Origin of the sequence: Chitinolyticbacter meiyuanensis (assembly GCF_008033135.1) — a bacterium.
In the GTDB taxonomy this organism is placed as follows: domain Bacteria; phylum Pseudomonadota; class Gammaproteobacteria; order Burkholderiales; family Chitinibacteraceae; genus Chitinolyticbacter; species Chitinolyticbacter meiyuanensis.
In genome coordinates, this window is sequence record NZ_CP041335.1 from 333,559 (window position 1) to 356,353 (window position 22,795).

At 64.3% G+C, this 22,795-nt stretch carries 22 protein-coding genes; 13 read left to right on the forward strand and 9 right to left on the reverse strand.

Annotated elements, in window-relative coordinates; translation table 11 throughout:
• Positions 1-23: 23 nt before the first annotated feature.
• The 6 genes from atpD to FLM21_RS01470 all read left to right on the forward strand — a co-directional run bounded on the left by atpD (position 24) and on the right by FLM21_RS01470 (position 5,253).
• Positions 24-1,403, forward strand: coding sequence for a F0F1 ATP synthase subunit beta (gene atpD / locus FLM21_RS01445; RefSeq protein ID WP_148713861.1), 1,380 nt, complete (start codon positions 24-26; stop codon positions 1,401-1,403).
• Between the two features lie 17 nt (positions 1,404-1,420).
• Positions 1,421-1,843, forward strand: a complete 423-nt coding sequence (locus FLM21_RS01450; RefSeq protein WP_246120802.1) for a F0F1 ATP synthase subunit epsilon — start codon at positions 1,421-1,423, stop codon at positions 1,841-1,843.
• Between the two features lie 166 nt (positions 1,844-2,009).
• Positions 2,010-3,380, forward strand: a complete 1,371-nt coding sequence (gene glmU / locus FLM21_RS01455; protein WP_148713863.1) for a bifunctional UDP-N-acetylglucosamine diphosphorylase/glucosamine-1-phosphate N-acetyltransferase GlmU — start codon at positions 2,010-2,012, stop codon at positions 3,378-3,380.
• Between the two features lie 15 nt (positions 3,381-3,395).
• Entirely contained in the window at positions 3,396-3,764 is a 369-nt protein-coding gene (locus tag FLM21_RS01460) for a hypothetical protein (protein ID WP_148713864.1), read from the forward strand.
• Between the two features lie 33 nt (positions 3,765-3,797).
• Positions 3,798-4,751, forward strand: coding sequence for a 5'-nucleotidase (locus FLM21_RS01465; RefSeq protein ID WP_148713865.1), 954 nt, complete (start codon positions 3,798-3,800; stop codon positions 4,749-4,751).
• A 22-nt stretch (positions 4,752-4,773) separates the two neighbouring features.
• A complete protein-coding gene (locus tag FLM21_RS01470) occupies positions 4,774-5,253 on the forward strand; it encodes a DUF2938 domain-containing protein (protein ID WP_222846743.1) in 480 nt (159 codons plus the stop codon).
• Here the strand turns inward: FLM21_RS01470 and FLM21_RS01475 are convergent.
• The gene (locus tag FLM21_RS01475; RefSeq protein ID WP_148713867.1) at positions 5,220-6,428 is read right to left on the reverse strand and encodes a WG repeat-containing protein; all 1,209 of its coding nucleotides are present in this window, start codon (positions 6,426-6,428) and stop codon (positions 5,220-5,222) included. The two genes, FLM21_RS01470 and FLM21_RS01475, sit on opposite strands and share 34 nt — an antisense overlap.
• 192 nt (positions 6,429-6,620) lie before the next feature.
• On the opposite strand from FLM21_RS01475, the gene FLM21_RS01480 reads away from it, so the two are divergent.
• The 5 genes from FLM21_RS01480 (at position 6,621) to FLM21_RS01500 (ending at position 10,657) form a co-directional block, all read left to right on the forward strand.
• The gene (locus tag FLM21_RS01480; RefSeq protein WP_148713868.1) at positions 6,621-7,295 is read left to right on the forward strand and encodes a YiaD family glycine zipper/OmpA-like lipoprotein; all 675 of its coding nucleotides are present in this window, start codon (positions 6,621-6,623) and stop codon (positions 7,293-7,295) included.
• Between the two features lie 175 nt (positions 7,296-7,470).
• Entirely contained in the window at positions 7,471-7,740 is a 270-nt protein-coding gene (locus tag FLM21_RS01485) for an oxidative damage protection protein (RefSeq protein WP_148713869.1), read from the forward strand.
• Between the two features lie 57 nt (positions 7,741-7,797).
• Positions 7,798-9,876, forward strand: a complete 2,079-nt coding sequence (ppk1, locus tag FLM21_RS01490) for a polyphosphate kinase 1 (protein ID WP_148713870.1) — start codon at positions 7,798-7,800, stop codon at positions 9,874-9,876.
• A complete protein-coding gene (locus tag FLM21_RS01495; RefSeq protein WP_148713871.1) occupies positions 9,876-10,331 on the forward strand; it encodes a SixA phosphatase family protein in 456 nt (151 codons plus the stop codon). Before ppk1 ends, FLM21_RS01495 begins: the two co-directional genes overlap by 1 nt.
• Before the next feature lie 146 nt (positions 10,332-10,477).
• Positions 10,478-10,657: a hypothetical protein gene (locus FLM21_RS01500; RefSeq protein ID WP_148713872.1), complete on the forward strand. Its 180-nt coding sequence runs from the start codon at positions 10,478-10,480 to the stop codon at positions 10,655-10,657.
• A gap of 82 nt (positions 10,658-10,739) precedes the next feature.
• Here FLM21_RS01500 and FLM21_RS01505 read toward each other — a convergent pair whose 3' ends face one another.
• The 8 genes from FLM21_RS01505 to FLM21_RS01540 all read right to left on the reverse strand — a co-directional run bounded on the left by FLM21_RS01505 (position 10,740) and on the right by FLM21_RS01540 (position 20,427).
• A complete protein-coding gene (locus FLM21_RS01505; protein WP_148713873.1) occupies positions 10,740-11,945 on the reverse strand; it encodes a heme biosynthesis HemY N-terminal domain-containing protein in 1,206 nt (401 codons plus the stop codon).
• Complete coding sequence (locus tag FLM21_RS01510; protein WP_148713874.1) at positions 11,942-12,982, reverse strand: uroporphyrinogen-III C-methyltransferase; 1,041 nt, start codon at positions 12,980-12,982, stop codon at positions 11,942-11,944. Before FLM21_RS01510 ends, FLM21_RS01505 begins: the two co-directional genes overlap by 4 nt.
• A 48-nt stretch (positions 12,983-13,030) precedes the next feature.
• On the reverse strand, positions 13,031-13,789 hold the full coding sequence (locus tag FLM21_RS01515) for a uroporphyrinogen-III synthase (protein ID WP_148713875.1): 759 nt from the start codon (positions 13,787-13,789) through the stop codon (positions 13,031-13,033).
• Entirely contained in the window at positions 13,786-14,718 is a 933-nt protein-coding gene (hemC, locus tag FLM21_RS01520) for a hydroxymethylbilane synthase (RefSeq protein WP_148713876.1), read from the reverse strand. The genes FLM21_RS01515 and hemC overlap by 4 nt, the downstream gene beginning before the upstream one ends.
• A gap of 149 nt (positions 14,719-14,867) precedes the next feature.
• On the reverse strand, positions 14,868-17,144 hold the full coding sequence (gene katG / locus FLM21_RS01525) for a catalase/peroxidase HPI (RefSeq protein WP_148713877.1): 2,277 nt from the start codon (positions 17,142-17,144) through the stop codon (positions 14,868-14,870).
• Between the two features lie 326 nt (positions 17,145-17,470).
• Complete coding sequence (locus FLM21_RS01530) at positions 17,471-18,205, reverse strand: anaerobic ribonucleoside-triphosphate reductase activating protein (protein WP_246120803.1); 735 nt, start codon at positions 18,203-18,205, stop codon at positions 17,471-17,473.
• A gap of 1 nt (position 18,206) precedes the next feature.
• On the reverse strand, positions 18,207-18,392 hold the full coding sequence (nrdD, locus tag FLM21_RS21465) for an anaerobic ribonucleoside-triphosphate reductase (protein ID WP_148713878.1): 186 nt from the start codon (positions 18,390-18,392) through the stop codon (positions 18,207-18,209).
• A gap of 28 nt (positions 18,393-18,420) precedes the next feature.
• A complete protein-coding gene (locus tag FLM21_RS01540; RefSeq protein WP_148713879.1) occupies positions 18,421-20,427 on the reverse strand; it encodes a ribonucleoside triphosphate reductase in 2,007 nt (668 codons plus the stop codon).
• A 639-nt stretch (positions 20,428-21,066) separates the two neighbouring features.
• Here FLM21_RS01540 and FLM21_RS01545 point away from each other — a divergent pair.
• Together FLM21_RS01545 and FLM21_RS01550 are read left to right on the forward strand one after the other, a co-directional pair.
• Positions 21,067-21,840, forward strand: coding sequence for an F-box domain-containing protein (locus tag FLM21_RS01545; protein ID WP_148713880.1), 774 nt, complete (start codon positions 21,067-21,069; stop codon positions 21,838-21,840).
• Between the two features lie 5 nt (positions 21,841-21,845).
• Entirely contained in the window at positions 21,846-22,400 is a 555-nt protein-coding gene (locus FLM21_RS01550) for a PM0109 family protein (RefSeq protein WP_148713881.1), read from the forward strand.
• Positions 22,401-22,795: the final 395 nt, after the last annotated feature.

Here is a 22,795-nt window from a genome sequence, read left to right on the forward strand (position 1 = left end):
ATTTACTGATTAGGAACCCTAAGATGAGCCAAGGGAAAATCGTACAAATCATTGGCCCGGTGGTCGACGTGGAATTTCCGCGCGACAACCTGCCCAAGGTGTATGACGCGCTCAAGCTGGTCGACCAGGATCTGGTGCTGGAAGTGCAGCAACAACTGGGCGACGGCGTGGTGCGCGCCATTGCCATGGGTACGACCGATGGTCTGAAGCGCGGCCTGGCCGTGGGCAATACCGGCAACCCGATCTCGGTGCCGGTTGGTACCGCGACCCTGGGTCGTATCATGGACGTGCTGGGCAATCCGATTGACGAAGCTGGCCCGGTGCAGACCGAAGCCCGCCGCGCCATTCACCAGCCTGCACCGAAGTTCGACGAACTGAACCAGTCGGTCGACCTGCTGGAAACCGGCATCAAGGTGATTGACCTTGTATGCCCGTTCGCCAAGGGCGGCAAGGTGGGTCTGTTCGGCGGCGCCGGTGTCGGCAAGACCGTCAACATGATGGAACTGATCAACAACATCGCCAAGGCGCACTCGGGTCTGTCCGTGTTTGCCGGCGTGGGTGAGCGTACCCGTGAGGGCAACGACTTCTACCACGAAATGAAGGACTCCAACGTCCTCGACAAGGTGGCGATGGTGTATGGCCAGATGAACGAGCCGCCGGGCAACCGCCTGCGCGTGGCGTTGACTGGCCTGTCGATCGCCGAGCAGTTCCGCGACGAAGGTCGTGATGTGCTGTTCTTCGTCGACAACATCTACCGTTACACCCTGGCCGGTACCGAAGTGTCCGCACTGCTGGGTCGTATGCCGTCTGCGGTGGGCTACCAGCCGACGCTGGCGGAAGAAATGGGCGCCCTGCAAGAGCGCATCACTTCGACCAAGACCGGTTCGATCACGTCGATCCAGGCCGTTTACGTGCCTGCCGATGACTTGACCGATCCGTCGCCGGCCACCACCTTCGCCCACTTGGACGCTACCGTCGTTCTGAGCCGTGACATCGCTGCGCTGGGTATCTACCCGGCCATCGACCCGCTCGACTCGACTTCGCGCCAGCTCGATCCGCAAGTGGTGGGTGAAGAGCACTACGCCGTCACGCGTGGCGTGCAGCAGACGCTGCAGAAGTACAAGGAACTGCAGGACATCATCGCGATTCTGGGTATGGACGAACTGTCTCCCGAAGACAAGCTCGCCGTGGCCCGCGCGCGCAAGATCCAGCGTTTCCTGTCGCAGCCGTTCCACGTTGCTGAAGTGTTCACCGGCTCGCCGGGCAAGTACGTGCCGTTGAAGGAAACCCTCAAGGGCTTCAGAGGCATTCTCAACGGCGATTACGATCACCTCCCCGAGCAGGCCTTCTACATGGTCGGCGGCATCGAGGAAGCGCTCGAAAAAGCCAAGACCTTGCAATAAGGGGATAGGCGATGGCCATGACCATGCATGTGGACGTGGTAAGCGCTGAGGAACTGATCTGGTCCGGTACCGCCGAGTTCGTCTCGGCCCCGGCCGAAAAGGGCGAGATCGGTATCCTGCCGCGCCATGCGCCGCTGCTGTCCCGGATTCGTCCGGGCGCGCTGCGCATCAAGCCGGCCAACAGCAACGATCCGGACGTCGTGCTTTACGTCTCCGGTGGTTTGCTTGAGGTGCAACCGCACGTAGTGACCGTATTGGCCGATACTGCCATCCGCGGTGCCGACCTCGACGAAGCCAAGGCCCGCGAAGCCAAGGCCCGCGCCGAGGAAGCATTGAAGGGCAAGAACGGTGCGATGAACTTTGCAGTGGCGCAAGCCGAGCTGCTCGAAGCTGCGGCGAAGATCGCCGTGCTCGAGAAGCTGAAGAAGCGTGGTCACTGATCTTCCCCGGAAGAGTGAAAAGGCAGCCGTAAGGCTGCCTTTTTTCTTGCCTGTCATTCGGCTGCCGTCCTGCATCGGCTGACGGCAGCCGCTAAGGGAGTTGTCGTAGTCGGCAAGCAATGGGGATGGGATAGAATCGGCGCAATCCCCAAACCACGAGCTCCATATGTCTGCTGTCAACGTCGTCGTTCTCGCTGCCGGTCAAGGCAAGCGCATGTATTCCAAGCTGCCCAAGGTGCTGCACCGCCTCGCCGGCAAGCCGTTGCTGGGCCATGTGCTCGATACCGCCCGCCAGCTCGATCCCTCGCGATTGATCGTGGTGTTCGGTCATGGCGGCGACCAGGTACAGGCCGCCTTTGTCGGCCAGGACGACTTGGGCTGGGCGCATCAGGCGCAGCAGCTGGGCACCGGCCACGCACTGCAGCAGGCCGTGCCGCAGCTCGATGGCGACGTGACGCTGATGCTGTACGGCGACGTGCCGCTGACCCGTCTTTCCACGCTCCGCGCACTGCTCGACGCCAGCCACGGCGGCGCGCTCGGCATCCTCACCGATGTACTCGAGGATGCCAGCGGTTATGGCCGCATCGTGCGTGACGCGGCCGGCAATGTGCAGCGCATCGTCGAGCAGAAGGATTGCACCCAGGATGAAGCCGCGATCCGCGAGATGAACACCGGCATCCTGGCGCTGCCCACCGCGCGGCTCGCCGGCTGGCTGGCCGAGCTGAAGAACGACAACGCCCAGGGCGAGTACTACGCCACCGACCTGATCGCACTCGCCGCGCGCGACGGCGTACGCATCGCCACCGTGCACCCGGACCACCACTGGGAGGCTGAGGGCATCAACAACAAGCTGCAACTCGCCGCGCTCGAGCGCATCCATCAGGGCGAAGTGGCCAGTGCATTGTTGACCGCAGGCGTCGGTCTGGCCGATCCGGCGCGCATCGACGTACGTGGCACGCTCAAGCACGGCCAGGATTGCCTGATCGACGTGAACTGCGTGTTCGAAGGCGAGGTGGTGCTGGGCAACGATGTGCAGATCGGCGCCAACTGCGTGCTGAAGAATGTGAAGGTCGCCGACGGCGTGGTGATCCACCCGTTCTGCCACCTGGAAGACGCGGAGATCGGCCCGAACGGCGTGATCGGCCCGTATGCGCGGCTGCGGCCTGGCGCCGAGCTGGCCGCCGACGTGCATGTCGGCAATTTCGTCGAAGTGAAGAAGTCGACCATCGGCACCGGCTCCAAGGTCAACCACCTCAGCTATATCGGCGACACCAGCATGGGCGCTGGCGTCAACGTCGGCGCGGGCACCATCACTGCCAACTACGACGGCGTGAACAAGTTTCGCACCGTGATCGAGGATGGCGTGCGCATCGGCTCCAACAATGTGCTGGTCGCGCCGGTGACCATCGGCACCGACGCGACCACCGCCGCAGGCTCGGTCATCAGCAAGGACGCGCCCGCCGGCAAGCTCACCGTCGCCCGCGCACGGCAGGTGACGCTCGACGGCTGGCAACGTCCGGTGAAGATCGCGAAATAAGGCGGCAGGTGCGCCATGAGTTGGCTGCTCTACCTGGCTGCGCTGCTCGCCATCCTGCTCGGGCTGGCGCATAGCGTGCTGGGCGAGCGCTATATCCTGATCCGGCTGTTCCGGCGGCAGGATCTGCCCAAGCTGTTCGGCAGCCAGGATTTCACTGTGCGGACTTTGCGCTTTGCCTGGCACCTCACCACGCTGGCGTGGTGGGGATTCGCCGGGCTGCTGTGGCTGCTGGCGCAACCGGGCTGGCAGCCATCGCAATTGCTGCTGCTGATGGCCACCACCTTCGCTGCCAGCGCCGTGCTGACGCTGCTGATGTCGCGTGGCCGGCATCTGGCGTGGCCGGTGATGGCGGCGATCGCGCTGCTGGTGTTCTACTACGTCTGAATCGTTGCGTCCCACCCGCTCAGGAGCACTCCGATGCCTGCCACCCTCAACGGCAAGCTGGTCGTCGCCATCAGCTCGCGTGCGCTGTTCGATTTCGAGGAAGAGAACCGCGTATTCGAGGACGAGGATGACGCGGCGTATATGCGCGTGCAACTGGAACGGCTCGATGCACCGGCGCGCCCGGGCGTGGCCTTCGCGCTGATCAAGAAGCTCTTGGCGTTCAATCATGGCGACACGCAGCCGGTCGAGGTGGTGATCCTGTCGCGCAACGATCCGGTGAGTGGGCTGCGCGTGTTCAAATCGGCCGAGCACAACGGGCTCAAGCTGGAGCGCGGTGTGTTCACCCGCGGTCGGGCGGCGCATCACTACCTGACCCCATTGCAGGCCAACCTGTTCCTCAGCGCCAACGATGCCGACGTCCGCGAGGCGATCGTCCGCGGCTTTCCGGCGGCTCGGGTTTACCCGCAATCGCTGCTGGCTGCCGAGACGCACGCCGACGAAGTGCGCATCGCCTTCGATGGAGACGCCGTGCTGTTCTCCGACGAAGCCGAGATCGTGTACCAGAAGGACGGCCTGCCGGCCTTCCATGCGCATGAACACGACAAGGCCGCGCTGCCGCTACCGGCCGGGCCGTTCCGCCCGTTGCTGGAAGCCTTGCACCGGCTGCAGCAGCAGGCAGTGGAGCAGGCCGCCGAAGGCGGCATGAAGCTGCGTACCGCGCTGGTCACCGCCCGTAGCGCCCCGGCGCATGAACGAGCGATCCGTACACTGATGAGCTGGGGCATTGCGGTCGACGAAGCGATGTTCCTCGGCGGCCTGGACAAGGGCCCGTTCCTGCGCGAGTTCGCGCCGGATTTCTTCTTCGATGATCAGACCGGCCACTGCGAATCGGGCGCCCGTGTTGGGCCGACCGGGCAGGTGATCTATGGCGTGACGCACGGTGGCGAGCTCGCCAGCTTCGCCGTGCCGTCGCAGCAGGTCGACTAGGCGAGGCCGGCCGATGCTAATCATGCCTGCCTTGGCACATGTGCTGCTGCTGGGCGTTGTCGCCACGCTGGCGACCGATGCCTGGACCCTGCTGCTGCGGTTGCTCGGCATCCCGGTGCTCGACTGGGCGATGGTGGGCCGCTGGGTCGGTCACTGCGTGCAGGGCCGCGTCCGTCACGACCGGATCGCGCAGGCGGCCGCCGTGCGCCATGAGCGCGTGCTGGGTTGGTTGACGCACTACGTCACCGGTTTGGTGTTCGCCGCCGCGTTCCTGGCGCTGGTCGGGCCGGCCTGGATCGTCCGGCCCACCTTGCTGCCGTCGCTGATTTTCGGCCTTGCCACGGTGGCGTTCCCGTTCCTGCTGCTGCAACCGGCACTGGGCCTCGGCATTGCGGCGTCGCGCGCAGCCCGGCCTTGGCAGGCACGCTGGCGCAGCCTTGCCACGCATGCGGTGTTCGGCCTCGGGCTCTACTTGGCGGCCTTGCTGTCCGTGCTGGGCTGAGCCGTGCCGTCTGCGCCTATGGTGATCGGGCGACGGATGATGTTCAGCGTGAGAGGCTGACCAGCTCGCATCAGCGTCAACGAAAGCGGGGTATCGACCTTGCCTCTGATCAGTTGGCTGGCCGCCTCGACGGTGAGGTCGGCGCTGCTGCGCCCGTCGATCCCGGTCACGATGTCGCCCGCGGCGACGCCTGCCGCGGCGGCTGGGCCGCCGGACAGCACCTCGCGGACTTCCAGCGCTCTTTCCGCGCCTCGCTGCAGGACGACTCCGATCCCGGCAAAACGAGTTGGCTGCTCGTCCAGTGCGATCCAGCGCTGGGGCAGGGCCGCGTGGCAATCCGCGCAGACCAGCGCACCGTCGGCATCCCGCTTCAGAAAAAGCAGCGCTTCCTGTTGCGGGCCGTCACAGTGCGCGGCATCCCGCTCCGCCCACAGGCTCACGCCGGCCTCGCTCTGGCACGCCTGCATGGTGTTGGGCATCAACGGCAGATCACCATTGATCAAGCCAAACGACACATAGGCGGTGTCGCCACGCAGCACGATCGCCGGCTGGCCGATGTCGCGCAGTTCGCCGCGGCGCCAGCCTTGCCAGGCGACGTACAGGTCGGGATAGCGATCGGCAACATAGGTGCCGTTGTGCAGGCCGGCTACCCGCTGCGGCTGTGCGCGCAATGAAGGTGGAACGACGACGTAGGGATAGAAGTCCGGCGCGGCCTCCTCGCGCTGCAGCTGGCCATCGGCAAAGTGCAGGCTGAACAGCTGGCCTTGTCGCTTGGCGAAGGCCTGCCTGTAATAGCCGCTGACCGGGCCAATGGCGTCGTAGCGCAGCGGCACCACGATGCGACCGTTGCGATCGACAAAGCCCGCCTTGTTGTCCAGGCCCACGCCAACCAGCCCGATCAGGTAATACGGCAGCGGATTGATCCTGTCGTAGCGGACGGGAATAAGCAGCTTGCCGCTATCGGCGTCGAGCACCCCCCAGGATGTGCCGCGGCGGGCCAGCACGAAGTCGGGGCTTTCGCGAGCATCGTGGACCAGTTGGTCGTAGCGCTCGCCGGTCAATGGCTTGCCGCCGTGTTGCAGCACGTATTGCTTGCCGACGGGAACGATTTGGAGCTGATCGTCGGCCTGACAGCTCAGGCTCCATAGCAGCAGGGCGGCGAAAAGCAGGCGCATGGTGCGGCTCCCGAAGAAAAGGCAATGCTAGCGACTGGGGCGGATGGTTCGCCAGCTATTCGGTTTTGGACTTGGCGAGCAATGCCAGCGTGGCCTGCCCCACAGCGATGACGGCGATGTGACGTATTTCCTCTTGGCCTGATCCGGGCATCGCCGATAATCGCAGCACCACAACTACAGCCGGAGAACACTATGCGCAAGATCGTAACGCTGTCCCTGATATCCGCTCTGGCCCTGACTGCCTGCGCCACCAACGATCTGGGCGAGAAGCGCGACCTCAACAACACCGAGATGGGCGCCATCATCGGTACGCTCGGTGGCGCGGCCATCGGTGCCGCCGTCAATCACAAGAACCGTGGCAAGGGTGCGCTGATCGGCGCGGTGGGCGGCGGCCTCGCTGGCGCCGGCATCGGCTACTACATGGACCAGCAGGCCAAGGATCTGCAGAAGCAGCTGGCAGCGGAAATCCAGCGCGGCGAGATCACGCTGCAGAAGAACAGCGACAATTCGCTCTTGGTGAGCATGACCTCGAACACCGGCTTTGACACCAATTCGTCGCAACTCAAGGGGGGCTTTACGCCCACGCTCGACAAGATCGCCAAGGTGGTCAACCAGTACGGCAAGACCGCGATCACCGTGGTCGGCCACACCGATAACGTCGGCAAGGATGCCTACAACCAGACGCTGTCCGAGCAACGTGCCCGTTCCGTGGTCGATTACCTCGTCGGTCGCCAGGTGAACCCGGTGCGTCTCGACAGCTATGGCAAGGGCAAGACCCAGCCGCGCGCGAGCAACGATACCGAGGAGGGCCGTCGTCTGAACCGGCGCGTCGAGCTGTGGATCATGCCGGTGGAAGCCGCCAAGTAAGCCGGATTTGTGTCATCAGCCCGCGCCGTGGCGCGGGCTTTTTGTTGCTGGTGCGAAGGCGGCTGCGGCTCGGGGTACAATCGGCGCAGGGTAGCGGGTGAACACCTGATCGCCGCCGCTGTCATGGATATGCAATATTTTTGTCATTAAATAGCGTTCTGCTGGAGTTACTGTCATGAGCCGCACCGTTCATTGCGTCAAACTGGGCCGCGAGGCCGAAGGCCTCGATTTCCCGCCGCTGCCAGGCGAATTGGGCCGCCGCGTGTACGAGCAGGTCTCGAAGGAGGCGTGGGCTGCCTGGGTCAAGCACCAGACCATGCTGATCAACGAGAACCGCCTCAGCCTCGCCGACCCGCGTGCCCGACAGTACCTGCAGCAACAGCTGGAGAACTATTTCTTCGGCGGTGGCGCCGATGCCGTTGCCGGCTACGTGCCCCAGTCCTGACCGTTCTATTCACGGGCCGCGTTGCGGCCCGCTTCGCATCGCGTTGCAAAGGATCCCATGAGCCATAAACCCGCCGACAACCAGCTGATGTTGAACCGCGAACTGGGCCTGTTGGAGTTCAACCGCCGTGTGCTGGCCCAGGCCGAGGATGCGCGCAATCCGCTGCTGGAGCGGTTGAAGTTCCTCTGCATCGTGTCCAGCAACCTCGACGAGTTCTTCGAGGTGCGCATGGCCTGGCTCAAGGAAAACGTGCGCCAGTACCCGACGCGGCTGCTGCCGGAGGGGCTCACGCCGCACCAGGCCTACGAGCTGATCATCCAGGATGCGCACCAGATGGTCGAACATCAGTACCGCGTGCTGCGCGAGGTGATGTTCCCGGCGCTGGCCAAGGAAGGCATCCACTTCTTCCGCCGCAGTCTGTGGACCGATGCGCAACGCGAATGGGTGCGTGACTTCTTCTTCCGCGAACTGATGCCGGTGCTGACGCCGATCGGGCTCGATCCGTCGCACCCGTTCCCGCGTATCCTCAACAAATCGCTCAATTTCATCGTCGAGCTCGAAGGCCGCGACGCCTTCGGCCGCAATGCCGAGATGGCCATCGTCCAGGCGCCACGCATCCTGCCGCGCTTCGTGAAGATGCCCAAGGAAGTGAGCGGTGCCGAGCACGGCTTCGTGTTCCTGTCGTCCATCCTGCATGCCCACGTCGACGAGCTGTTCGCCGGCATGCATGTGCTCGGCTGCTACCAGTTCCGCGTCACCCGCGATTCGGATGTGACCGTCGACGATGAGGACGTGAAGGATTTGCGTGCCGCGCTGGAAGGCGAATTGAGCCAGCGCTCCTATGGCGACGCGGTACGGCTGGAGGTGGCGGACAACCTGCCGTCCCACCTGCAGGAATACCTGAAGGAGCAGTTCCGCCTGGAAGACGGTGACGTGTTCCGGGTGAACGGCCCGGTGAACCTGGTGCGGCTGATGCAGGTGCCGGACCAGGTCGAGCGCCCCGAGCTCAAGTTCGAGCCGTTCATGCCCGGCCTGCCTGCAGAGCTGCGCAAGCAGCCGGATCTGTTTGCCGCCATCCGCCATGGCGACGTGCTGCTGCATCACCCATATCAGAGCTTCACTCCGGTGATCGACTTGGTGCAGCAGGCCGCGCGCGATCCGCACGTGGTCGCGATCAAGATGACGGTGTACCGCACGGGCAGCGAATCGGCGCTGATGGATGCGCTGGCCGAGGCGGCGCAGCGCGGCAAGGAAGTAACCGCGGTGGTCGAGCTGATGGCGCGCTTCGACGAGGAAGCCAACATCAACTGGGCCGCCAAGCTCGAGCGTGCCGGCGTGCACGTGGTCTACGGCGTGTATGGCTACAAGACGCACGCCAAGATGCTGCTGATCGTGCGGCGCGAGGAAGGCAAGCTGAAGCGCTACGTGCACGTCGGCACTGGCAACTATCATCCGCGTACCAGCAAGCTCTACACCGATTTCGGCCTGATGACCGACAACGAGGACATCACCAGCGATGTGAACGACGTGTTCATGCAGCTGACCGGCCTTGGCTTGGCTGGCGACCACAACGCGCTGTGGCAGGCGCCGTTCACGCTGCAGCCCAATTTCATCAAGGCGATCGACCGCGAGATCGCCCACGCCAAGATCGGCCGCAAGGCGGTGGTCATCGCCAAGATGAACGCGCTGTTGGAGCCGACCATCATCGACAAGCTGTACGAGGCAAGCCAGGCCGGCGTGACCATCCACCTGATCGTCCGTGGCGTCTGCGCGCTGCGCCCCGGCATTCCGGGGCTATCGGACAACATCAAGGTGCGCTCCATCATCGGCCGCTTCCTCGAGCACCACCGCGTCTACTACTTCTACAACGACGGGGCCGAGGATGTGTATCTCTCCAGTGCGGACTGGATGGGTCGCAACCTGTTCCGCCGGATCGAGATCGCCTTCCCCGCGATCAGCCCCAAGGTGAAACGCCGGGTGATCCGCGAATCGCTGCGGCCCTACCTCGTCGACAACGTCCAAGCCTGGGAAATGCTGTCGGACGGCCGCTATCGCCGCAAGGCAACGCGCGGCGCCAAGGAGCGTTCAGCCCAGGCCATGCTGCTGGCCGAGCTCGCCGCCAAAGCCCGCAACTGATGGATCTGATCCTCTGGCGCCACGCCGAGGCCGAGGATGGCAACGACGATCTGGCCCGGGCGCTGACCAGCACCGGGCGCAAACAGGCGCGCAAGATGGCGGCGTGGCTGGCGCACCAGCTGGCCGGCCAGCCGGTGCGGGTCGTCGCCAGCGCTGCCCGCCGGGCGCAGGAAACGGCGCAGGCGCTGACGCCACATCCCGAAATCGATGCCCGGCTCAATCCCGGCGCCCGCGCCGCAGCCTATCTCGAAGTGTGCGACTGGCCGCGCGGCGATGGCCGGGTGGTGGTGCTGGTCGGCCACCAGCCGACGCTGGGCCGGGCCGCCAGCCTGCTGCTCACCGGTGGCGAACTCGACTGGAGCCTGAAGAAGGCCTCGATCTGGTGGCTGCAGCGTCGGGTGAAGGACGGCGCGGTGCAATACCTGCTGAAGGCCGTGCACGCCCCCGATCTGTAGCACCGCTGTCACGCGGCTGCGGCATGCTGGGCGCAAGGCTGGCTGCAAGAAATTGAGCGACCGCAAACCTCGTGCATTGGTGCCTGCAGGCCAGTGTGCTGCGGATTAAGCTCGCATCGGGCCAGCATTGTCTCGGAGGACGCACCATGTCACACCGCTATCACCTGATCGCCAAGCCGCGCCTGCCCGACGCGTTGAACAAACCCAGCTTCCTTGCGCGTCAGCGCGACCAGCAGCCGTTTTCCTGGATCCGCCTCGATGCCGCCGAGCATGGCAGGGAGCAGCCGGCCAAACCGGTAGCGCAGCCGGAACCGCAGCACCACTAGCGGGCGGGATGGCCGCTGCATCCTGCTAGCGGCCGTTCCAGGGCTGGAAACGACGACGCGGCTGGTAGCCGCGTCGGGAGGGTCAGTTGTTGCCGGGCTCCTGTAGCGCCAGCGCCAGGCTCTCGCGATAGTGCTGGGCCGCGGCCTCGGGCCGTTCCAGCTTTTCCAGCAGATTCGCGAGTTCCGCGTGCGCCACTGCAGTGGCCTGCACGGCGATGCTGGCCTCGAGATAGGTCTGCGCCTTGCCCCACAACGCGCGTTCGCGGCACAGCCGGCCCAGCGTCAGCAGCAGCTCGTGGTCGTCGCGGCGGGTCTTGAGCCAAGCCTCGGCCTGCTGCAGCTGGCTCTGCACGACGTCGCCTTCCAGCGCCAGCGTGCCATAGCGCAATACCAGCTCGCCGGACCAGTCGGCCGCCAACGCTTCCTCGATCGCTTCGCGTGCGAGTTCGGGTTGCTGTTGCTCGCAGAAGGCATCGACCACGGCCAGTACCAGTTGCGGCGCGGTGCGGTCGCTCGCGGGCAGGCGGGACCACCAGTCCTTCAGTTCCTTCAGCGAACGTGGCTTGCCGGCCAGCGATGCCAGCTGCGCCTGCACCCGCAGCCGGCTGGCCTGGGCGGCATCGATCGCGTCGCTCTTGGCGAGCTGGTCGACCAGCCGTAGTACCGCTTCCTGGTTGCCTTCGCGCTGACGGAGCCGCAGCTCCAGCTTGAGCGCGGCGGTGAGCTTGGGCGAGATCGCGCGTGCCTCGCCGATGGCGCGATTGGCATCGTCGTAGCGGCGTTCGTCGAGATAGAGCTCGGCCTCGGTCATGGCCAGCGCCAGATGCTGCGGGCCCAGCTTGGTGCGCAGCCGTTCGAAATACTGGTCGCGGCGGGTGTAGTCGCGCATTGCATGGGCCGCGCGCGCGGCGAGCAGCCCGTTCACCGCGAGCGCTTCCTGGCCACGGCTGGCGGCGAAGGCGTCGGCAGCCAGCCGCTCGGCGCGCTGGTAACGGCCCTCGAAGAAGGCGATGCGCGCCTCGCGCTCCAGCTCGACCGAGGCACGGTTGCGCCGGGCATCGCGATAACGGCGTACCCGTTCTGGCAGGCCGCCAAGCTCGCTGCCGACCTTCAGTGCGCCGTACAGCAACACCGTCACCAACAGCAGCAGCACGATGAACACATTGAGCGACAGCTCGATCCGCCACGGCGGGATGAACAGCAGCGCATAGCCGGTGTTCACCCGGGCGAACATCATCAATCCGACCGCAAGCGCGGCCAGTGCGATCAGCCAACCCAGCGCCTTCACTGTTGCACCTCCCGCGTGCTGATGCGGGCGCTACGCACGGCGGCCAAGCTCTCGGCGAGGCTGGGCAGCTGCATCGACAGCGTCTGTTGCGACAGTTCGGCCAGCGTACGCTGGGTGTTGTGCGTTTCGCGGGCGTCGCGATCGAAGTAGCCGGCGAGGTACTGGTCGACTGCCTTGAGATCGGCACGGAAGGCACCTTCATTGCGCAGCAGCAGCGCGGTGCGAGCGTCCAGGAGGCGCAGCTTCACGTTCTCGCGCAGGAAGAAGGCCTGCTCGGGCGTGAGCAGCATGGCTTCGGGCTTGTCCATTTCGCGGATTCGCACCAGCTGGCGCAGTTCGCCCCACAGCTCGCTGCCCAGGCGCTCGAACCAGTTGCGGGTGTCCGCCTTCGACGACGGTGCTGCGGCATGGTGGTAGCCATCGACGGCCAGCGGCAGCTTGTCGACGGTGCCGACGAGGCTGTCGAGCTTGGCCGAGATGCCGACCACGTCGAGATAGGGTTGGGTCTTCAGCCGGTCGATGTCGCGCGCCACCGCCTGGCGCACGGGGATCAGCTCGGGCCGGTCGAGCTCGGCGAGCTTGTTCTGCACCGTTTCCAGCCCGACCAGCGCGCTTGTCACGTTGCCGGCCAGCTGCAGCTGCTGGCTGGCGAACGACAGCGTCTGTTCCAGATCGGCCAGCACGCGTTGCGTTTCGCTGCGGGTGAGTGCGTCGTACAGCGTGGCGAGTGTCGCCTGCTGCGATTGCGCCTCGGCCTGCCTGGCGGTGACCTGGGCAAGCTCGCGCTCCAGCGTGCGCAGCCGCTCGTTGGCTGCTGCTTCACGCGCGGTCGCGGCATTGGCTTGCTGCGCATGGCGTGCCAGCTGGTCGCCAACCTCACGCTTCATCGCCTCGGTGGCCTGCTGCTGGTACAGCCAGACACCGGCCGCTGCGGCCAGGGCGATGGCTGCCAGCACGGTACCGGCGGACGGCGCGAAGCTGCGTTTCGGTTTGGGCGCGGCAAGCGCGGCGGAGAGCGAGTCTGTTTGCTGCGTCATGTGTACCTAGGGCCTGTTTACAGGTGTTTCACGGCGCTGGGGCCTGCGCTATTGCGCATAGTGGCGGTGCACTGCGTCGACGATACCGGCATCGCCGGCGGCAGTCAGCGTGACGTGGCTGACGCCGAGTTGCTGCAGGGCCGCAACGATGCGCGGATGCGGCGCAAAATACTGTAGCGATTGTAGCCGCTCGCGGGTGACGGCTCCAATCGCGGAAAACAAGTGTTGCGCGGCTTCGGAGCTGGAAATGACCACGCCATCGCAACCGGCGGCGAGCTCGGCGGCAAGGTGGGCTTCGTCGAACGCCGGCGGCAGCCGCCGGTAGGCGGCCACGGTGGTCAATGTGGCGTGCCGCGCGGTCAGGCCTTGTGGCAGCACCTCGCGGCCGCCGTCGCCGCGCAGCAGCAGTGCCTGCTTGCCGGCGAGCGGCATCACGCGGTCGAGTTCGGCGAGCAGGCCTTCGCTGTCGTAGCGCTCGGTGGGCGCGATCACCCGTGCGATGCCCAGCTCACGGGCCCGTGCGGCGCTGCCGGGCCCGACCACGGCGGCGGGCAGGGGGGCGGGCCATGGCGTGTTCAGCCGTTCGAACACGGCGTCGAGTGCTGACGGGCTGACGAAGATGGCGAGATCGAACTGATCGAGCCCGGCCAGCGCGGCGGTGAGCGGTGCCGGATCGAGCGGTGGTGCGATCTCCAGCAGTGGTAGCCGCACCGCGATGGCGCCGGCGGCAGTCAGCTGCGCTGCCAGTGCATCGGCCTGATTACGCGGCCGGGTAACCCAGATGCGGCGGCCGGCGAGCGCGCTCATGCTTCCTTCAGCGCTTCCAGGATGTCCGCTGCGCCCTCGGTCAGCAACAGTTCGGCCACCTTGAGGCCCAGGCCGTCGGCGGCGGCGCGGGTGCCGTTGGCCTCACCGTAGACGATGCGGCTGCCGTCGGGCAGGCCGACGCAGCCCCGCAGGCGTAGGAAGCCGTCGTCATCCTCGGCGAAGGCGGCGAGCGGAATCTGGCAGGAGCCGCCGAGCCGACGCGACAGCGCGCGCTCGGCTGTGACGCAGGCGGCGGTTGCGGCATCGTTGAACGGCGCGAGCAGCTCGGCGAGGTCGGCACGATCGGCGCGGATCTCCAGGCCCAGCGCGCCTTGGCCGGGGGCCGGCAGGCTGTCGTCGAAGTGCATTTCGTCGCGAATGCGCTCGCCGAGGCCCAGGCGCTTGAGGCCGGCGGCGGCGAGCAGGATGGCGTCGTAATCGCCCGCATCGAGCTTGGCGAGGCGGGTGCCGACATTGCCGCGCAGTGGCTTCACTACCAGTTCCGGGTAGCGGGCGCGCAGTTGCGCCTCACGCCGCAGGCTGGAGGTGCCGACCACACTGCCGGCGGGCAGCTCGGCGAGGCTGGCGTAGCGGTTGGAGACAAAGGCATCGCGCGGGTCTTCGCGCTGGCCGATCGCGGCCAGGGCAAAGCCTTCGGGCAGTACCATCGGCACATCCTTCATCGAATGCACCGCCAGATCGGCGCGGCCTTCGGCCAGGGCCTGCTCCAGCTCCTTCACGAACAGACCCTTGCCGCCGATCTTGTTCAGCGTCACATCGAGGATACGGTCGCCCTGCGTGGTCATGCCCAAGAGTTCCACCGTCAGGCCCGGGTACTGGGCCAGCAGCCAGTCGCGTACGTGATGCGCCTGCCACAGCGCCAGCGGGCTTTCACGGGTGGCGATGACGATGCGGTCGGGAAGAGGCATGGCGGCTGGGTTTCTGTAGAAAACACAGATTTTATCATGCGGGGGCAAAGGCTTAGCCGCTGCGGCATGGATGTGAAAACGCCCGGCTTCGGCCGGGCGTAAAGAGAACAGGAAAACGATCAGCGTCGGCTGCGCTATGCAGCCAAGGTTCAGGCCAGGTCGAAACGATCAGCGTTCATCACCTTGGTCCAGGCCGCGACGAAGTCCTGCACGAACTGCTGCTGCGCATCATTGCTGGCATAGACCTCGGCCAGCGCACGCAGCTGCGAGTTGGAGCCGAACACCAGGTCGACCCGGGTGCCGGTCCACTTCACCGTGCCGCTGGCGCGATCGCGCCCTTCGAACACATCGGCTGCATCCGATACCGGTCGCCAGGCGGTGCGCATGTCGAGCAGATTGACGAAGAAGTCGTTGCTCAACGTCCCTGGCCGCTCGGTGAACACGCCATGCGCGGCTTGGCCGACATTGGCACCCAGCACGCGCAGGCCGCCGACCAGCACGGTGAGTTCCGGCGCGGTCAGCGTCAGCAGCTGCGCCCGGTCGATCAACAGTTCCTCGGCTGCCACGCTGTAGCGCCCTTTCAGGTAGTTGCGGAAACCATCGGCGATCGGCTCCAGCGGCGCGAACGACGGCACGTCGGTCTGATCCTGCGTGGCATCGGTGCGGCCGGGCGTGAATGGCACCGTCACCGCGTGCCCGCCCAGCTTCGCCGCCTGCTCGATCCCCGCACAGCCTGCCAGCACGATCAGGTCGGCCAGCGAGATCTGCTTGCCACCGCCCGCCGTGCCATTGAATTCGGCCTGGATGCCTTCCAGCTTTTGCAGCACCTGCGCCAGCTGCGCCGGCTGGTTGACTGCCCAATCCTTCTGCGGCGCCAGCCGGATGCGCGCACCATTTGCGCCGCCGCGCTTGTCGGAGCCGCGGAAGGTGGAGGCCGACGCCCAGGCGGTCGACACCAGTTCCGACACGGTAAGGCCCGACGCCAGCACCTTGGCCTTGAGCGCCGCGACATCGGCGTCGTTGACCAGCGGGTGATCGGCCTTGGGCACCGGGTCCTGCCAGATCAGTTCCTCGGCCGGCACTTCCGGGCCGAGATAGCGCGCGCGCGGGCCCATGTCGCGGTGGGTCAGCTTGAACCAGGCGCGGGCAAACGCATCGGCGAACTGGTCCGGGTTTTCCATGAAACGGCGCGAGATCTTTTCGTAGGCCGGATCGAAGCGTAGTGAGAGATCGGTGGTGAGCATGGTCGGCACCAGCTTCTTCGCGGGATCGTGCGCATGCGGGATGGTCGCGCCGGCGCCCTTGGCGACCCACTGGTGGGCGCCGGCCGGACTTTTGGTCAGCTCGTACTCATAGCCGAACAGGTTCCAGAAGAAGTTGTTGCTCCACTTGGTTGGCGTCGTGGTCCAGGTGACTTCCAGGCCGCTGGTGATCGTGTCGCCCGCCTTGCCGCTGCCGAAGCTGCTTTGCCAGCCCAACCCCTGTTCGGCGATATCGCCTGCTTCCGGTTCGGCGCCGACATGCGATGCGGGCCCCGCGCCGTGCGTCTTGCCGAAGGTGTGGCCGCCGGCGATCAGTGCCACTGTCTCCTCGTCGTCCATCGCCATGCGGGCAAAGGTTTCGCGGATATCGCGCGCCGCTGCGAGCGGATCGGGATTGCCATCCGGGCCTTCCGGGTTCACGTAGATCAGGCCCATCTGCACCGCGCCGAGCGGGTTTTCCAGCACGCGCGAGTGGATGTCGCCGTCGGCATCATCGTCGGTGACCAGTACCGCGTCGTCCTCGCCCTTGGCCACGCCCGGCGAGCCGTGGGCATAGCGCACATCGCCGCCCAGCCAGGTCTTCTCCGCCCCCCAGTACACGTCCTGATCCGGTTCCCACACGTCTTCGCGGCCGCCGCCGAAGCCGAAGGTCTTGAAGCCCATCGTTTCCAGGGCCACATTGCCGGCGAGGATCATCAGGTCGGCCCAGGAAATCTGCTTGCCGTACTTCTGCTTGACCGGCCACAGCAGGCGGCGCGCCTTGTCGAGGTTGACGTTGTCCGGCCAGCTGTTGAGCGGCGCGAAGCGCTGCTGGCCCCTGCCACCGCCGCCCCGCCCATCGCCGATGCGGTAGGTGCCCGCGCTGTGCCAGGCCATCCGCACGAACAGGGGGCCGTAGTGGCCGAAATCGGCGGGCCACCAATCCTGTGAATCGGTCATCACGGCGGCCAGATCGCGTTTCAGCGCCGGCAGATCAAGCTGCTTGAACGCTTCGCGGTAATCGAACGCGGCGCCCATGGGATCGGAGAGCGAAGAATGCTGGTGCAGGATGTTCAGGTTGAGCTGGTTGGGCCACCACTCGCGGTTCGAGGTGCCGCCGGTGCCCTGGCTGGTGAGCGCGCCATGGAAGGGGCACTTGCCCTGGCTTTCTACATTGCTGTTCATCACTTTCACTCCAACGACTACTGCACGGATGGAATGGATGTCGCCAGCTGGCTTGCCCGGCAGCATCCGGTTGCTTTGCGTGGTGGGCCTTGCACGGCGCTGAGCAGCTTTACGCGCAGTGGCGCCAAGATGGTGAATGGGCTGTGAACCGATCGAACCCAGTATCCGACTCGTTATCGCAAATGAAAAATTGATTAAATATTGAATAAAAATAGCGTAAAGCTATGAATAAGAGGTAGCCCATGCTGAATGGCGGCGAAAGCGCCATATGCATTTCGGGTAGGACAATCGGTGCGCTTGCGCAAGATGGTTGCCACTGCCGCGCTTCACGCCGCCTCGCGCAGCGTAAAGCGGTCGAACCGGCTGGCCAGCATGGAGAGCAGTTGCGAAGCGGGAGCGCCGACGGGATGGCGGATCAGTTCATCATCGCGGCAGCCGGTGGGCCGGAAGCACTGCAGCGCGTAGTCGCGCACGCCCAGTGCGGCAAGTCGATCCGCCAGTCGTACTAGCGCGGCATGGTCTTGCAGCAGCGGGTGCCAGGTGGTGCGGCATTCGAAGGCAACGCCGCTTGCCAGCAGCAGATCGAGCGAACGCTGCGCTGCCACGCCGCTGCTCGCCACGCCGGTCACGTCGGCGTAGTCGGCAAAGTCATGCTTCACGTCGAAGCCCACCCAGTCGAGCTGCGGCAGGCACTGCCCGAGCCGCGCCGGATAGGCGCCGCCGGTGTGCAGCGCCGTCTTGAAGCCAAGTGCGCGCACCTGTGCCAGCATCTCCGGCAGCCTGGCCTCGACCAATGGGTCGCCACCGCAGAACACCACGGCGTCGATCAGGCCGCGCCGGGTGGGCAACCAGCCCAGCAGTTCATCCCATTGTGGCGCGCCCGGCGGCGAGGCGCGCTGCTGCAGCGCCGGGTTGTGGCAGTAGCGGCAGCGCCAGGGGCAGCCGGCGACGAACACCACGCAAGCGAGCTCGCCCGGCCAGTCGCAGCCGGAAAACGGCACGAAGCCGGCCAGCCGGGGCGGCCGGCGGGCTTCGTCGTGCAGGCGCAGCGCGGTGTTCACCTCAGCGCTCGCGGAAGAACGTCCGCTCGGCAAATTCGCCCTGCTTGCCGGTATTGAACGCCGACACCGGCCGGTGATAGCCCATCACCCGGGTCCAGACTTCGCAGCGGGTGCGTTGTTCGTCGGGCAGGGCTGATGTGGTCTGGGCATCGCTGGCCAGGTGGCGTTGTTCAGCGAGATCGGTCATCGCGGTAGTCCTTTAAGAGTGGTTGGTGTCATTCGGCACAGCAGGCTTCGCGCTGTTGCAGTAGATCGGCATCGCACTTGGGGCAGAACGCGTGGTGGCCAGACAAATAGCCGTGCTTGGGGCAGATCGAGAAGGTGGGCGTCACCGTCACATAAGGCAGCCGGTAGTTGGAAAGTGCACGCTGTACCAAGCGCTTGCAGGCCTCGGCCGACGAGATGGCCTCGCCCATGTAGAGATGCAGCACGGTGCCACCGGTGTATTGGCGCTGCAGCGCCTGCTGGCGCTCCAGCGCATCGAACGGATCGTCGGTGTAGCCGACTGGCAGTTGAGTGGAGTTGGTGTAGTACGGCTGCTCGAAGCTGCCGGCCTGAAGGATGCCGGGGTAGCGCTTGCGGTCCTCGCGGGCGAAGCGATAGGTGGTGCCCTCGGCCGGCGTCGCTTCCAGGTTGTAGAGGTGGCCGGTCTCCTCCTGGAAGCCGGTGATCCGCTGGCGGATGTGCGCCAGCAGCCGCAGCGCGAAATCGTGGCCCCAGGGTGTGGAAATGTCTTCGGCATCGTGCGTGAAGTTGCGGATCATCTCGTTCACGCCGTTGATGCCTAGCGTGCTGAAATGATTGCGCAGCGTGCCGAGATAACGCCGGCTGTACGGGTAGAGCCCGGCATCCATCAGCCGCTGGATCACCTTGCGCTTCAGCTCCAGCGATTGCTTGCCCAGCTCCAGCAGCAGATCGACACGGCGCAGCAGCCCCGCCTCGTCACCGGCATATTCGAAGCCGATCCGTGCGCAATTGAGCGTGACCACACCGAGCGAACCGGTCTGCTCGGCACTGCCAAACAGGCCGTTGCCACGCTTCAATAGCTCGCGCAGGTCCAGCTGCAGCCGGCAGCACATCGAGCGCACCATCTGCGGTTCCAGATCCGAATTCACGAAGTTCTGGAAATACGGCAGGCCATACTTGGCGGTCATCTCGAACAGCAGCGCGCTGTTGGGGTGATCCCAGGCGAAATCCTTGGTGATGTTGTAGGTGGGAATGGGAAAGGTGAACACGCGCCCCAGCGCATCGCCTTCCATCATCACCTCGATGTAGGCGCGGTTGATCAGGTCCATCTCGGCCTGCAGTTCGCCGTAGTTGAACGGGCATTCCTCACCGCCCACGTAGGGAATCTGCTCGCGCAGATCCTCGGGGCAGATCCAGTCGAAGGTGAGGTTGGTGAAAGGCGTCTGCGTGCCCCAGCGGCTGGGCACGTTCAGGTTGTAGATCAGCTCCTGGATGTACTGTTTCACCTGCGCATACGAGAGCTTATCGGCGCGCACGAATGGGGCCATATAGGTATCGAACGAGCTGAAGGCCTGCGCACCGGCCCATTCGTTCTGCAACGTGCCGAGGAAATTCACGATCTGGCCGATCGCGGCCGAGAAATGGCGCGGCGGCTTGGCCTCCACCTTGCCCGGCACACCATTGAAGCCCTCGTGCAGCAGCCGGCGCAGGCTCCAGCCGGCGCAGTAGCCGGCCAGCATGTCCAGGTCGTGGATATGGATCGCGCCGGCGCGGTGTGCCTCGCCCACCTCGCGCGGGTACACGTGGTTCAGCCAGTAGTTGGCGATCACCTTGCCGCTGGTGTTGAGGATCAGCCCACCCAGGCTGTAGCCCTGGTTGGCATTGGCCTGCACCCGCCAATCGCTGCGTTCCAGGTATTCGTTGATGCTGGCGGCCACATCGACCACGGTGCGCGTGTCCTCGCGCAGCCGGCGGTGCGATTCGCGGTAGCCGATATAGGCGCGTGCGGTTTTCAGGTAGTTCACCTGCAGCAGCACCGTTTCCACCGCATCCTGCACCGCCTCGATCTGCGCCGTGCCGCCGTCGTCGAGCCGCATGCACACCGTGCACGCCAGCTGCGCCGCACGCTCGTCATCGAACTCGCCAGTAGCTGCACCGGCGCGCGCCAGCGCATCGGCGATCTTGGTGGCATCGAACGGCACGATGCGGCCATCGCGTTTGCAGAGGTATTGCGGAGAGAGCGCCGAGCCCAACATCTTTGTGCTCCTTGAGGGGATGGGCACAATATATTGTGGTTTGGTGGGGAAATTCGGATGAACTGGGCTGGGGTTGATGGGGGTCAAAAACTGACGAGGGAGGGGGGATGTGCCTGCGGCACGGGGTGTAGAGGGCTGCCTTTGCCCGGCGAGTGGTGGCGATGGCTCGCGCTTCAGTGTTCCCTCTTTGGAGCAAGGGGGTGAGGGGGATTTGGTTGGATGTACAGCCTGCGCGGTTTTGTGTGCTACAGCTGGGAAGACACTAGTTAGCGCCTACGGCGCGGGTTTTGATGCCGGTTCCGCCCGGCGGACGGGTTCATTTCTTTTGCTTCGCCAAAAGAAACGAACCAAAGAAAAGGCGACCCCGTGCCTTACGGCCCTCTGGGCTTCCCTCAGTCGGTCGCGAGCCTAAGGTCTCGCTCCACTCCTTCGGCGCTTGGCAAAGGGGAGGAAAATTATGTGTCGACGTATGAGCTATGATGAAACGCCTTTGGATCAAGCCGGTAGGCGAACGAAGGACTTCACTTGCACAAATTTCAACATTTGACCCCAGCATTCCTACGGCCAAGGCCTTCCATGCCGAACGCGTCCCGCAAGATCTCGATGGCAGCAAGGCTGCGGCATGAAAGGAGTGGTTCAATGCTCACGGCGATATTGAACGGCAAAAAGCGTGGCTCTGGCTTGGCTGGTTTGGCGCTGCACGAGGTCGAAGGCGCCGAGGACATTCTGACCAGCTCGGTGTTCGAGCGAATTTCTTATTTTCCCGATCTATTGGTTGATGCATTTCTGAGGGAATTACTGACTACTGACTGCCACTGGGGGGCAATCCGCGAGTTTTGCTACTGGCCTCGGTTAAATCTGGATCAACAGCAGGTGGAACCCGATTTGCTAATCCATGCCGAGCATTCCATATTGATTGAGGCAAAGCGCTGGGATGGGGCGTGTCAGCAAAACCCATTACAAATAGCGAATGAGATTTTTGCCTGCCTGCAAGCCAAGTATTTGCGGGCCGGCGATTTCGTGTTGGTGCTGGGAGGCTTGCCCGAGGATGAAATGACGATCCGTGATCAATTCGAGCGAAATGTACGTTGCTTGCTCGCCAATGCTGGTGTAACGACAGAGGTCAAACTTGTGCTGCGCAGCTGGCGCCAGCTGTATGCCGCCATTGAGAAGGTCTGCTCGCAGCAAGCTGAACCGGCATTTAAGCGAATACTCAACGATATTGAATCGGCATTTGCTTGGCACGATGTGCGCCTAATGCCCATGCCGTGGTTGCATGACATGCCCACGGCTTCTCCGGCAAAGCTGGCCTGCGACACGGTCAATCTTTGGCGGCCAGGCACCAATGTTCATTTCGGCAGACTTGACATTGCGTGGGGATTCACTACTGAGTGCTTTGATTACTGGAGGTAGAGGCAATGGCCCAATCCCTGCAGGAAAAACTGGTGGAGGTGCGCCGCGCCTACCGCCTGCTGGCAGATTACCAGCAGCGGTTGGTGGAGCTGCTGGAATACATCAGAAAGCAACTGGGCTTTACTCAGTACCATCACATTTTCAATTCTGGAAATACCGGGGTGCCGTCACCTTATCGTTTGGCACAAAGCAGCGAGGGAGGAGTGTGGGCTCTACCCTTATTGTCCTCGCAATTATTCTGGATCAAGCACAAAGGCCAAGATGACCCGATACACTTGCAGCAGGCTGGCGACTGGATGATCTGTGCGATTTTGCGATCCGATGCCCATGGCGATAAAAGGATTCCTTGGTTGGATACAACCGAGCGTACTACTCCTGAAGAAAGCGTTAGTGAAATTAGTTTCTGCTTTTATCGCTGTGATGAATCACCCTTGGAAAAACCAACTGGTTTACTGGTGTTTACGAACCCAATGATTGGCCGCCCATTGGTCAGGTCAGTGCGGCGAATCAACCCAGCGGTTTTCGCATGTATGTTGACCGCATCGATCTGGCCGATCTGAACTCGGAAGAGGCAGTAAAGGCAGCCATCGGAAGGCTACGAGCGGATGTAGAGAAAGCGTTGGATGCCAAGCTTTAGGTAGCATCCCAGGCTCCACCTGCCGTTCGGAATCAGATCGTGCTGCGCCATGGCGCTAAGTAGACCCCTCTGTAACATGCAAGAAAGCGAGAACTTGACCGAGCAGCAGCCCCTCAAGACGTGTAGAACGCACCCGTGAAGGACCGCGTTTCAGAGGCATTTGCTTTGGCAGCTATGCAGGCTCGCGGTTTTCCTCCCCTTTGCCAGCACCGAAGGACCGGAGCGAAACCCTAGGCTCGTGACCGACTGAGGGAAGCCCGGAGGGCCGTAAGGCACTGGGTCGCGTTTTCTTTGGTTCATTTCTTTTGGCGAAGCAAA

Bases quoted from the DNA above. Each gene is read 5' to 3' on its own strand.
- nrdD (WP_148713878.1), bottom strand. From the start codon at position 18,392: ATGACCGATCTCGCTGAACAACGCCACCTGGCCAGCGATGCCCAGACC.
- FLM21_RS01480 (WP_148713868.1), top strand. From the start codon at position 6,621: ATGCGCAAGATCGTAACGCTGTCCCTGATATCCGCTCTGGCCCTGACT.
- katG (WP_148713877.1), bottom strand. From the start codon at position 17,144: ATGAACAGCAATGTAGAAAGCCAGGGCAAGTGCCCCTTCCATGGCGCG.
- FLM21_RS01500 (WP_148713872.1), top strand. From the start codon at position 10,478: ATGTCACACCGCTATCACCTGATCGCCAAGCCGCGCCTGCCCGACGCG.
- FLM21_RS01550 (WP_148713881.1), top strand. From the start codon at position 21,846: ATGGCCCAATCCCTGCAGGAAAAACTGGTGGAGGTGCGCCGCGCCTAC.
- FLM21_RS01460 (WP_148713864.1), top strand. From the start codon at position 3,396: ATGAGTTGGCTGCTCTACCTGGCTGCGCTGCTCGCCATCCTGCTCGGG.
- FLM21_RS01450 (WP_246120802.1), top strand. From the start codon at position 1,421: ATGACCATGCATGTGGACGTGGTAAGCGCTGAGGAACTGATCTGGTCC.
- FLM21_RS01510 (WP_148713874.1), bottom strand. From the start codon at position 12,982: ATGACGCAGCAAACAGACTCGCTCTCCGCCGCGCTTGCCGCGCCCAAA.
- glmU (WP_148713863.1), top strand. From the start codon at position 2,010: ATGTCTGCTGTCAACGTCGTCGTTCTCGCTGCCGGTCAAGGCAAGCGC.
- FLM21_RS01540 (WP_148713879.1), bottom strand. From the start codon at position 20,427: ATGTTGGGCTCGGCGCTCTCTCCGCAATACCTCTGCAAACGCGATGGC.
- FLM21_RS01515 (WP_148713875.1), bottom strand. From the start codon at position 13,789: ATGAGCGCGCTCGCCGGCCGCCGCATCTGGGTTACCCGGCCGCGTAAT.
- atpD (WP_148713861.1), top strand. From the start codon at position 24: ATGAGCCAAGGGAAAATCGTACAAATCATTGGCCCGGTGGTCGACGTG.
- FLM21_RS01465 (WP_148713865.1), top strand. From the start codon at position 3,798: ATGCCTGCCACCCTCAACGGCAAGCTGGTCGTCGCCATCAGCTCGCGT.
- FLM21_RS01475 (WP_148713867.1), bottom strand. From the start codon at position 6,428: ATGCGCCTGCTTTTCGCCGCCCTGCTGCTATGGAGCCTGAGCTGTCAG.
- FLM21_RS01495 (WP_148713871.1), top strand. From the start codon at position 9,876: ATGGATCTGATCCTCTGGCGCCACGCCGAGGCCGAGGATGGCAACGAC.
- ppk1 (WP_148713870.1), top strand. From the start codon at position 7,798: ATGAGCCATAAACCCGCCGACAACCAGCTGATGTTGAACCGCGAACTG.
- hemC (WP_148713876.1), bottom strand. From the start codon at position 14,718: ATGCCTCTTCCCGACCGCATCGTCATCGCCACCCGTGAAAGCCCGCTG.
- FLM21_RS01485 (WP_148713869.1), top strand. From the start codon at position 7,471: ATGAGCCGCACCGTTCATTGCGTCAAACTGGGCCGCGAGGCCGAAGGC.
- FLM21_RS01470 (WP_222846743.1), top strand. From the start codon at position 4,774: ATGCCTGCCTTGGCACATGTGCTGCTGCTGGGCGTTGTCGCCACGCTG.
- FLM21_RS01545 (WP_148713880.1), top strand. From the start codon at position 21,067: ATGCTCACGGCGATATTGAACGGCAAAAAGCGTGGCTCTGGCTTGGCT.